10 protein-coding genes, 1 tRNA gene and 1 rRNA gene are annotated in these 10,480 nt (G+C 62.1%); 1 reads left to right on the top strand and 11 read right to left on the bottom strand.

What is annotated here, in order from left to right:
- The 8 genes from AB0I57_RS12215 to AB0I57_RS12180 all read right to left on the bottom strand — a co-directional run.
- Window positions 1-88: ribosomal RNA gene (locus AB0I57_RS12215) — 16S ribosomal RNA — on the bottom strand; the annotation flags it as partial.
- Between the two features lie 532 nt (window positions 89-620).
- Window positions 621-818: a hypothetical protein gene (locus tag AB0I57_RS12210; protein WP_358334843.1), complete on the bottom strand. Its 198-nt coding sequence runs from the start codon at window positions 816-818 to the stop codon at window positions 621-623.
- Between the two features lie 48 nt (window positions 819-866).
- The gene (locus AB0I57_RS12205; protein WP_358334840.1) at window positions 867-989 is read right to left on the bottom strand and encodes a hypothetical protein; all 123 of its coding nucleotides are present in this window, start codon (window positions 987-989) and stop codon (window positions 867-869) included.
- Window positions 990-1,323: 334 nt separating this feature from the next.
- Window positions 1,324-1,396 (bottom strand) — tRNA-Thr (locus AB0I57_RS12200).
- 30 nt (window positions 1,397-1,426) lie between these two features.
- Window positions 1,427-2,641, bottom strand: a complete 1,215-nt coding sequence (locus AB0I57_RS12195; RefSeq protein WP_358334837.1) for a DNA polymerase III subunit delta' — start codon at window positions 2,639-2,641, stop codon at window positions 1,427-1,429.
- Between the two features lie 52 nt (window positions 2,642-2,693).
- Window positions 2,694-5,597, bottom strand: a complete 2,904-nt coding sequence (gene topA, locus AB0I57_RS12190; RefSeq protein ID WP_358334834.1) for a type I DNA topoisomerase — start codon at window positions 5,595-5,597, stop codon at window positions 2,694-2,696.
- Between the two features lie 84 nt (window positions 5,598-5,681).
- Entirely contained in the window at window positions 5,682-6,320 is a 639-nt protein-coding gene (locus AB0I57_RS12185) for a hypothetical protein (RefSeq protein ID WP_358334831.1), read from the bottom strand.
- Window positions 6,321-6,476: 156 nt separating this feature from the next.
- Window positions 6,477-6,680, bottom strand: a complete 204-nt coding sequence (locus tag AB0I57_RS12180; protein WP_003935252.1) for a cold-shock protein — start codon at window positions 6,678-6,680, stop codon at window positions 6,477-6,479.
- Window positions 6,681-7,078: 398 nt separating this feature from the next.
- Here AB0I57_RS12180 and AB0I57_RS12175 point away from each other — a divergent pair, with 398 nt between their 5' ends.
- A complete protein-coding gene (locus tag AB0I57_RS12175; RefSeq protein WP_358334824.1) occupies window positions 7,079-9,427 on the top strand; it encodes a DEAD/DEAH box helicase in 2,349 nt (782 codons plus the stop codon).
- Window positions 9,428-9,470: 43 nt separating this feature from the next.
- Here the strand turns inward: AB0I57_RS12175 and AB0I57_RS12170 are convergent, their stop codons facing one another.
- The 3 genes from AB0I57_RS12170 to AB0I57_RS12160 are packed head-to-tail and all read right to left on the bottom strand — an operon-like array spanning window position 9,471 to window position 10,428.
- On the bottom strand, window positions 9,471-9,830 hold the full coding sequence (locus AB0I57_RS12170; RefSeq protein ID WP_358334821.1) for an Rv3654c family TadE-like protein: 360 nt from the start codon (window positions 9,828-9,830) through the stop codon (window positions 9,471-9,473).
- Window positions 9,827-10,201: a TadE family type IV pilus minor pilin gene (locus AB0I57_RS12165; protein WP_358334818.1), complete on the bottom strand. Its 375-nt coding sequence runs from the start codon at window positions 10,199-10,201 to the stop codon at window positions 9,827-9,829. The genes AB0I57_RS12170 and AB0I57_RS12165 overlap by 4 nt, the downstream gene beginning before the upstream one ends.
- Window positions 10,201-10,428, bottom strand: coding sequence for a DUF4244 domain-containing protein (locus AB0I57_RS12160; RefSeq protein WP_358334815.1), 228 nt, complete (start codon window positions 10,426-10,428; stop codon window positions 10,201-10,203). Before AB0I57_RS12160 ends, AB0I57_RS12165 begins: the two co-directional genes overlap by 1 nt.
- Between the last annotated feature and the right edge of the window lie 52 nt (window positions 10,429-10,480).

Here is a 10,480-nt window from a genome sequence, read left to right as displayed (position 1 = left end):
TGTACCCCGAAGGGCCTTACCGCTCGACTTGCATGTGTTAAGCACGCCGCCAGCGTTCGTCCTGAGCCAGGATCAAACTCTCCGTTGAAGACTCATGATACAAGGTCCGAAAACCCTTATCAGTCAAAGACATCGAGTCAAATCACCAGCAAAAAAACTCAAACTAGCAAAAAATTTGCCGGCACACCCCAGACGGAAGAATGGAATGCACCAACACCCCACACCACCACCCAACCAACCCACCACGGGGCCGGCCAGACCAATGATGCGAGAAACCAAAAAACATTTGGCACTGACATTCATCGACACACTGTTGAGTTCTCAAAGAACACGCACACACCGGAACCACCAACACCACCGTCAGCAGCCCCGAGGCAACCGTTCCAGTCTACCTTCACCGCGACACAGGCGCAAACCGGGTCTCGGACAAGGAATTCCAGAGATTTGGAGTACCACCATACATACTGATGGACTCCGAACTACTGTCAGGCACTCCGTACAACCTCGTGCCATCCACCCACAGGCGGAAGTCGGCGTCCGTGTCGCTCTGACCCGAACAAAACTACGCTCACCCCACGCCCAAAACCAAATCGGCAGGTCACAGCCGCCAAAGCATCGCTTCAGGGCACCCAGTACTTGGCGGCCAGCTCCTCGATCACCAGATCGCCGTCGGAGGCCTGCTCCAATGTCGCCAAATCGGAGTCGATCGAGACCAATCGAGGATCGTCTCCCTCTGCTTGCTGGACTGGGTGCCCCCCGTCCTCGGTGAGTTGACGCAGCAACTTCTCTCGTACCCGGTCCTTCAGCGAATCGCCCATACCGAAATCATGGCGGCGCGAACGTGGGTTGTCGAGCACGCGACGTGCTCATTCCTCGGACTTGTCCTCGCCCTTCACTTGACCGCTTCTCCTGAAGACCCGAATCGCGGTCGGTATGAGAACGATCAACGCACCCAACATCAAGATCAATGAGAAAATCTGCATTGCCATCTGTGCACCGACTTTCTGTTTCGCTCGAACGAACCCGGCTGACAAGCATCCCGGAGATGGAGGGTCTCGGAGGGATGCCGGCGCTTACTGCAACAGTGGCCGGTGGACCGAGCGCGCACCCTGACTACCGACCCCGTCGACGGAATTCCCACTTGGGTCTCCATGGGTCCAGTCTTCACCTTTTGATCACTGTTCGAGTGACCACTGCCGAACTTGTCGAGGCCTTACTGGATGTGGATTGAGCCGAGGCGCGCAGCGGTGATCGCACCCGACTGGATCAACCCCGCGAACGAGAAAACCGCAGGTGAACTGTGTCACCTGCGGTCTTTCACCGAGCTGCCTGAGAGAATCGAACTCTCGACCTTTTCATTACGAGTGAAATGCTCTACCGACTGAGCTAAGGCAGCGGTGCCTTTCGGCGGTGCGAGTCTAGCGCCTCAACCCCGTGTATGCGAAAACGGCTCCCTGAAGGCGTCCCCGAGACTGGCCACCATAGCGTCGACGGCCCATTGAGGCTTGACGTTGACGGCGATTGCCTCGCGGCATTCTAGGACCGCTTCGATGCACTTCAGGAGGCCTTCGGGAGTTGTTCGTGAGGCGAGATCCGCCGCCCGATCGGCCATATCGGGGTGATTCGTGGCGGCGTCTGCGCCCCACGCGAGCGCCAGTGCATCTCGGTAGAGCCCCGCCAAGTCGACGAGCGAACGATCAAGTGCATCGCGCGCAGTTCGTGTGCTCCGGGACTTCTGCCGCCTTTCGAGTTCTTTCAAGATCCCTGCCGAGCCTCGGAGGGCCCCAGCGGCTCCTTTGCCGGTACCGCCTGCGCCCAATGCAGTACGCAACTCCTCGGTTTCCTGCGCGTCCCGCGCGGCACTCATCTCTTTCGCTTCAGCATCGGCCGACCGCACCAGTTCCTCGGCTGCGGCGAACGCGGTCGCTGGACGCAGCGCTGCGACCGCGATATCAAGAGCATCCTTGCGCCGGACCCCTGCGTTCAGATCCGTTGCGAGACGTCGCGCACGCCCCACGTGGCCACCGCTGATCGACGCAGCAAACTGCGCCGCATCCGAGTCCACCCCATCTCGCTCGCGCAAAACCTCTGCAATCGATTCTGTCGACGGCGTCACCAAATGAATATGCCGACAACGCGACCGCAGTGTCACCGAAATGTCCTGCGGGTCCACCGAAGGCGCGCAAAGCAGGAACACCGTGCGGTCCGGCGGTTCCTCCACCACTTTCAGGAGCGCATTGGCCGCACCCTCGGTAAGTCTGTCAGCGTCCTCGATGACAACAATCTGCCAGCGCCCGGTGCTGGGCTTTCGGGACGCTATCTGCACAGTGGCGCGCATCTCCCCGACGCTGATGCTCAAACCCTCGGGGACGACCTGTCGCACATCGCCATGAGTGCCGGCCATCACTGTCGTGCAGGAGCGGCATTCGCCGCACCCGGGGACGTCCTCACTGGTGCATTGGAGCGCTGCCGCGAAACACTGCGCAGCCACCGACCGGCCCGATCCGGGTGGGCCAGTGAACAGCCACGAATGCGTCATCGCGGAGCCCACCGAACCGACTCCACTCCTGGCCGCAGTTGCCGCGGCCACCAGGTCGGCCTCGATGTGATTCTGGCCTACCAACCGATCGAATACGGTCACCGGAAGAGCCTAGCCGCCACGTACGACGTCTCGACAGGTTCGCGACGACGGCTCACGCCTTCTTGTCCGCAGCCTTCTTGGACGCCGCCTTCTTGGCGGGCGCCTTCTTGGCCGCGGCCTTCTTCGCCGCCTTCTTGGCGGGCGCCTTCTTGGCAGACTTCTTCTTGACAGGACCACGGGCACGACGGTCTGCCAGCAACTCCGACGCTCGAGCAGCGGTGATGGACTCGATCTCATCACCTTTTCGAAGGCTGGCGTTGGTTTCACCGTCAGTCACATACGGCCCGAACCGACCATCCTTGATCACCATCGGCCTCTCGCTGACCGAGTCGACACCCAGCTCCCGCAGCGGCGCGGTCGAGGCGGCCTGACGTCCACGCCGCTTCGGCTCCGCATAGATTTTCAGAGCCTCGTCCAAGGTGACAGTGAAGATCTGATCCTCAGTGGCGAGAGATCGCGAATCCGTGCCCTTCTTGAGGTATGGGCCATACCTACCGTTCTGAGCGGTGATCTCTTCTTTCGATTCGGGATCGATACCCACGACCCGAGGCAGCGACAGAAGTTTGAGAGCGTCGTCGAGAGTCACCGTGGCCAAGTCCATCGACCTGAGCAACGACCCAGTCCGCGGTTTCGGTCCCGAAGCCTTCTTAGCGGCAGATTTCTTTGCCACGGTCTTCGTCTTGGTGTCACCAGCTGCAGCTTCGTCGGGAACTGGCACCACTACCGGTTCGGGCTCCGGTTCCGGCTCCGGAAGGATCTCGGTGACATACGGACCGAAGCGTCCCTCCTTCGCGACGATCTCATGTCCGGTCAGCGGGTCGACACCCAGTTTGCGACCTTCCTGCGGCGTCGCGAACAGTTTCTCCGCGTACTCGCAAGTCAGTTCATCCGGTGGGAGATCGTCAGGCAGATTGGCCCGCTGTGAGATGAGGTCACCCTCGGGATCATTCGGATTCTGAACCATCCGCTCGAGGTACGGACCGAAACGTCCTACCCGAACGTGCACTTCCCGGCCCTCGGCGTCATCGAACAACCTGATCGAGTTGATCTCTCTAGCATCGATCTCTTCGAGGTTGACGCCGACCATCTTCTTCAGTCCGCCCTCACGGGCAACCGAACCCTCGGCTCCGTGATCGCCTCCGAAGTAGAAGCTGTTCAGCCAGTTTCCTCGCTGTTCCCGACCCCCCGCAATCGCATCCAGATCGTCTTCCATTCCGGCAGTGAAATCGAAATCGACCAACCGTCCGAAGTGCACCTCGAGCAGGCCGATGACGGCGAACGCCACCCAGGAAGGGACCAGCGCACTACCGCGCTTGTAGACATAGCCGCGATCGAGAATCGTCTTGATGATCGACGAGTACGTGGACGGGCGGCCGATCCCCAATTCCTCGAGGGTCTTGACGAGGCTTGCCTCGGTGTAACGGGCAGGTGGGTTGGTGGTGTGCCCGTCAGGGTCGAGCTTGGTAGCGGTAACGGCCTGGCCCTCGCGTAGTGCCGGCAGTCGCGACTCGGCGTCGTCGGACTGGCCGCCCGCTTCCTCGTCCACGCTCTCCACGTACGCCTCGAGGAAGCCCGCGAAGGTGATGGTGCGCCCAGATGCGGAGAACGTGCACTCCTCGCCCGTACCGGCGGTACCGGTGATTCGCAGCGTCAGCGTCGTACCGCGAGCGTCTGCCATCTGGGAGGCAACCGTGCGCTGCCAGATGAGCTCGTACAGGCGGTACTCATCGTTGTCGAGGCGTGAGTGCAGCTGACCAGGAGTCTGGAAAATGTCACCGGAAGGGCGGATAGCCTCATGTGCTTCCTGTGCATTCTTGACCTTGCGCGTGTACTGGCGCGGCGAGTCGTGCACGTACTCGGGGCCGTAGAGTTCCGTGGCCTGCGCCCGTGCCGCTGCGATCGCCGATGGCGACAGCGTCGTCGAGTCGGTACGCATATAGGTGATGTAGCCGTTCTCGTACAACCGTTGCGCGATCCGCATCGTCCGCTCGGAAGTGAAGCGGAGCTTGCGACCCGCTTCCTGCTGCAGGGTCGACGTCATGAACGGGGCATATGGCTTACGGGTATACGGCTTGTTCTCCGCCGACGAGACCGCGAGGTCGACGCCGGCGAGTGAGTCGGCCAGTCGCCGTGCACGAGCCTCGTCGAGAACAGTGACCGTACTCGTCTTCAACTGGCCGTCGGACCCGAAATCACGGCCGGAAGCCACGCGGGAGCCATCGACACTGACCAGACGCGCCCCGAAACTGCGCGGACTCGCTTCGGCGCCGGCATCGAGGGTGGCGGAGATGTCCCAGTAGGAAGCTGAGCGGAACGCCATCCGTTCACGCTCTCGTTGGACAATGATGCGGGTCGCGACGGATTGCACCCTGCCCGCCGACAACTTCGGCATGACCTTCTTCCACAGCACCGGGCTGACCTCGTACCCGTAGAGGCGGTCGAGAATTCGGCGGGTCTCCTGCGCATCGACCAGGTCGTTGTCGAGCTCACGGGTGTCTTCGGCCGCGGCGCGAATGGCCGGCTCGGTGATCTCATGGAAGACCATCCGGCGTACGGGGATCTTCGGCTTGAGGGTCTCGAGAAGGTGCCAGGCGATAGCCTCGCCCTCTCGGTCGGGGTCGGTCGCGAGAAAGAGCTCGTCGGCATCCTTCAGGAGGCTCTTCAACTCCGTTACCTTGGACTTCTTTTCCGGACTTACAACGTAGAGAGGTTCGAAATCCTGGTCTACGTTGACGCCGAGCCGCGCCCACGGCTCACCCTTATATTTGGCGGGGACGTCCGCGGCCCCGCGAGGAAGATCACGGATATGGCCGACCGACGCCTCGACCACATAGTTCGTTCCGAGGTACGGAGCGATCTTGCGAGCCTTGGTCGGCGACTCGACGATTACGAGGCGGCGAGGCAGTCCGGACGTTCTCGCCGCACCCTGCGCACTGCCGTTGTCCCCTTTAGCCACCGGTAACCCGAGCCTTCCTGAAGTTGATCGCTGCGATTCGATGATTTGAGCAGACAAACCCTTTTATACCCGGTTCACCTATTGCTAGGGTGACATACCCGGATCCCATCCCCGCAGATCAATACCGCCCGCACGGCCCTGCGGCTGTAGTCCGCTACTCGACTCCCCAAGACTTCCTGGCGCGTCACCAATGGTCTCGATCAGTCTGCCGAGCCTACGCCGACCGGAGACCCGGAGCGCCGGACCGGATCCACGTGTACCGATCAAGGTCGGCGCGATTCCCGCTTGCATCAAAGCTCGAGCTAGAGGCGCATGGGTATCGGGAGCGTGGGGATCGAGCCCGAGGACAAATCGCTGCCCCCCGGCTTCACCTCGTCCCGAAGCCAACGCCCACATCCTCAACTGACGCCCCGATGGGACCCAGCCCGCGGGCACCGACTTCACTGCGCCCCTGGTCCACTGCTCTGCGAGTGGACCCAATTCGACGACGGATCCAGTACGCACCAGCAGACTGCCCTCGTCACTACGCGTGATCTCGGCCGCGAGGCCGCCCTGGGCGATCATTTCTTCGATCCCCTCAGCCCGCCACCGCGCATCCACGACAATCGAGATCCGCGCTCGTTCACCAGAGACAACCACCTGACCTGGCGCGGCGAGGAGCCCACCCAGGTCGCTGATCGCAGGTGGCATTGCCTCAGCGGAGAAGAACGAGAGTTGAATCACTGCAGTATTCCTTTGGCCACAGTATTCCTTTGGCCACGGCACCATTGTCGTAGAACGACTCGTCCCCCACCGCCTCGAGCGATGGGGGACGAGTCAGACGTGGCCGCGTGGACCCCGTCCATCTGAACTACTTGCTCACAACGGTGAACGGCAGAATCAGAGTGCGCGAACGCCGGTTGCCTGGGGACCCTTGGTGCCCTGGCCGACCTCGAACTCCACACGCTGGTTCTCCTCGAGGGTGCGGAAACCGCTGCCCTGGATCTCGGAGTAATGGACGAAGACGTCAGCTGAGCCGTCCTCGGGTGCGATGAAGCCGAAGCCCTTTTCTGCGTTGAACCATTTCACAGTGCCCTGTGCCATGCTTTTCCTTCTCTTTCTAACCACCGGATGCGACGAACAGCACATACGGTCCGCCGGGCCGGTTCCGAGCGCTGTACTACTTGATTTCCCCCTCAGGAAAAGCAGAGCACCGCGTTCGCAACATCGATCCTGCGAACGCCCACTCTTTCAAGTCCACGCACACAGAAGCTGCGACCAGTTGTAGTCAACCATGAAGTCCGCTTACACGACAGTCGAAATCCACACAATTCGTACAAAAAAGTTGCTCTTGTAGCGAAAAGCGGGCAATCGCCGCATTCATCTGGTGTCTGCCGCACCCCCAGACAACAACTCCGAGAAACCATTCGCTATCCTAATGTGCGCAGGTCGTGGCGGCATGGAAGCTACTCGCCCGTCCCTACGGCAGCCTGGAGACATTAGTGAGTGCACTGTTTTCGCCTCGTGACAGCAGTGGAAATTCGGGCGAGACATACGGTCGCACACTCCTCGACCGGGTTCTCGAGGGCGTTTCCGCCGACGAAACCCCCCTGACATTCGCCGCCGAAATTCCGGCGCGGACTTCCGCATTGTCCGAATGGCCTGCGTGGGCGCACCCCAGCGTCGTTCGGGCCATGCAGAAGTCCGGGATCACCCGCCCCTGGAGTCATCAAGCCGCTGCCGCCGACCTGGCCCACCAGGGGACGAACGTCGTCGTCTCGACCGGCACTGCGTCGGGCAAGTCACTGGCCTATCAGCTTCCGGTACTTACCACTCTGGCAACGGATAAGCGGGCGACAGCCCTGTACCTCTCCCCCACCAAAGCACTCGGCGCCGACCAACTCCGGGCACTGACCTCGTTCATCGACTCCGAGGACGAACTCCACACCGCATATCCGTGCGCCTTCGACGGCGACACTGCAATGGAGCTGCGACAGTGGGCCCGAGAGAATTCGCGTTGGCTGTTCACCAATCCCGACATGCTGCACATCTCCTTGCTCCGTACACATCAACGCTGGTCGCACTTCTTCCGCAACCTCACCTACGTGGTAGTCGACGAATGCCACTCCTACCGTGGCGTCTTCGGCTCCAACGTGGCCTTGGTGCTGCGCCGCCTACGCCGGATCGCAGCACGATACGGTGCCGATCCAGTCTTCGTTCTCGCCTCCGCCACCACCGCAGACCCCGGCGAAGCAGCGGCGCGTCTGATCGGTGCACCCTGCGCCGAGGTAGTGGAAGACGGTTCACCGCGGGGGCCCAAAACGGTGGCGCTCTGGGAGCCACCGCTGATACGGGAGTTGACCGGGGAGAACGGCAGTCCGGTACGCAGATCCGCAGAGTCGGAGGCCGCGCGGATCATGGCTGACCTGGTGGTCGAGGGTGCTCGTACACTCACGTTCGTGCGCTCGCGGCGCGGCGCGGAACTGACCGCGATGACAACCAAACGTCTACTCGGCGAGGTTGATTCCGACCTCCCCTCGCGGGTTGCGTCATACCGCGCCGGCTATCTGGCCGAAGACCGTCGGGAACTCGAGGCTGCACTTGCCGACGGCACCCTTCTTGGAGCAGCCACCACGAACGCACTCGAACTCGGAGTCGATATCGCAGGCCTCGACGCTGTCGTGGTGGCCGGATTCCCCGGCACAGTGGCCTCCTTCTGGCAGCAGGGCGGCCGTTCCGGACGTCGGGGACAGGGCGCGCTCGTCGTTCTGGTTGCGCGCGACGATCCCCTCGATACCTACTTGGTGCATCATCCGTCCGCGTTGCTGGAGAAGCCCGTCGAGGCGACTGTCACCGACCCCAGCAACCGCTATGTACTCGGTCCGCAGTTACTCTGCGCGGCAATGGAATTGCCCCTGTCCGATGCAGAGGTCGAAGCTTTCGGCGCAGTGGAACTCCTCGAGCAACTCGCAGAGGAAGGTCTGATCAGACGCCGGATGCACGGCTGGTTCGTGACTGCCGGGACAAATCCCCATGCAACACTGGATATTCGGGGAGGAATCGGAACCCAAGTCGTAATTGTCGTCGCCGAATCGGGACGCATGCTCGGAACCGTCGACACTGGACGGGCTCCCGCGACAGTGCATCCCGGTGCCGTCCACTTCCACCAGGGAGAGTCTTACGTCGTCGACGAACTCGACCTCGAGCAAGGACTCGCCCTCGTTCATCCAGAGGATCCTGACTGGACGACATCCCCCCGTGAATCCACCGACATCACCATTTCCGAGGTGCTGGAGCGGAAGAGGTTCGGCGAACTCGAAGTTGCACTAGCCGAAGTGGAGGTCACACAACAGGTCACGGGGTACCTACGTCGGCTACCTTCGGGTGCGGTCCTCGACGCGGTCGAGTTGGACATGCCGGCGCAGACCCTGCACACCCGTGCGGTCATGTACACGATCACCCCACAACTCCTCGAGCAGGTGGGTGTTCCGACCGAACGCGTTCCTGGCGCGCTACACGCCACCGAGCACGCCTCCATCGGTCTACTGCCGCTGGTCGCTGTGTGCGATCGAGGCGACATCGGCGGCGTCTCCACCGCCTTGCACCCCGACACCTGCCTACCGACGGTGTTCGTCTATGACGGCCACCCGGGCGGGGCAGGGTTCGCTGATCGTGGCTATGCCGAGATCGCCCGCTGGCTCACGGCAACCAGAGAAGCGATCGCGTCATGCGAATGCACGATCGGTTGCCCGTCGTGCGTGTATTCGCCAAAGTGCGGAAACGGAAACGACCCCCTCGACAAGGATGGGGCGGTACGGGTTCTCACCGCGGTCTTGGCCGAAATGAGCTGACGCGAACGCCAACGAGCACTTCGACATTGGATCGATTCCGCTCCTACCTCTCCGCTGGACCAGCCCTGGCCACTGCCTTCGCGTCACGGAGACCGAGCGAGGACAGCGGGACCGACAACGAGACAATCACTTCCACGTCCCAGCCATCTACCTCGCATGACACCATCGCGGTGCGCATCCGCTCCGCGACCTCGTGCGCATCGTCGCATGCCGCGCCGGTGCCGCGGTCCAGCCCAACCGCCGCGGCAAGAGCGGCCAAATCAGCCGCCGATTGCGCCCGATGCCGCACCGACACCACCGACCCGACATGCATCAACATCGCGGTGATCGCCACCAAAGCCGTGAGCGCGAAGCATGCGAGAACCGTCGCAGCACCCCGGTCATCGGTGATTGCTGAACTCATTCCCCTCCCCCGCTCCATCCCGGAACCGTGGGTTCGAGTGCTGCGACGGCTTCTGCGTCGATATCCACCAGCGGTAGGACGGGACTGTCTACCCGCACGGTCGCGACGACGAACTCTCCCTCGGTGCGGACTCTCACCTCTGCGCCGTCCGGAGCAACCCTGGTTGCCGCGGAGATCGCCGACTCGTGATCACCACGGGCAGCTAGCCTGGCGGCCTCACGCGCCGCATCGACACACTGGACGTGCAACGTCACCGCGGTGATCGCGCCGACACACAGCACGACCACCACCACTATCGACGCGATAGCAATCGCCGCCTCTACCGTCACACCGCCGGTCTCCGACCCACGCAGCCCCCCGGGGGAAGTCATCACACCGAAGTGCTCAACGCTTTGTCGATGATGTTCGTCAACGCTGTGACGATGCTGTCACCGGTAACCACCGAATACAGGACGGCGCCAAACGCAGCGGCCGCGATAGTGCCGATTGCATACTCCGCGGTGGACATTCCATCCTCATCCACTGCCAGCAGTACCAGCCTGGCATGCAGTTCCCTGATTCGGCGGTCCGCCTTCAATGCGCCGATTCCGCGTTCCATTGTGTTCCCCCTCCTCGGTATCCGGCGCAGCGACTCCGCGCCGGAAGTATCT

The organism is Rhodococcus sp. NPDC049939, from assembly GCF_040656415.1.
Taxonomy (GTDB): domain Bacteria; phylum Actinomycetota; class Actinomycetes; order Mycobacteriales; family Mycobacteriaceae; genus Rhodococcus_F.
The sequence above is the reverse complement of the archived record's forward strand: the minus strand, read 5'-3'. Positions and strand labels throughout refer to the sequence as shown.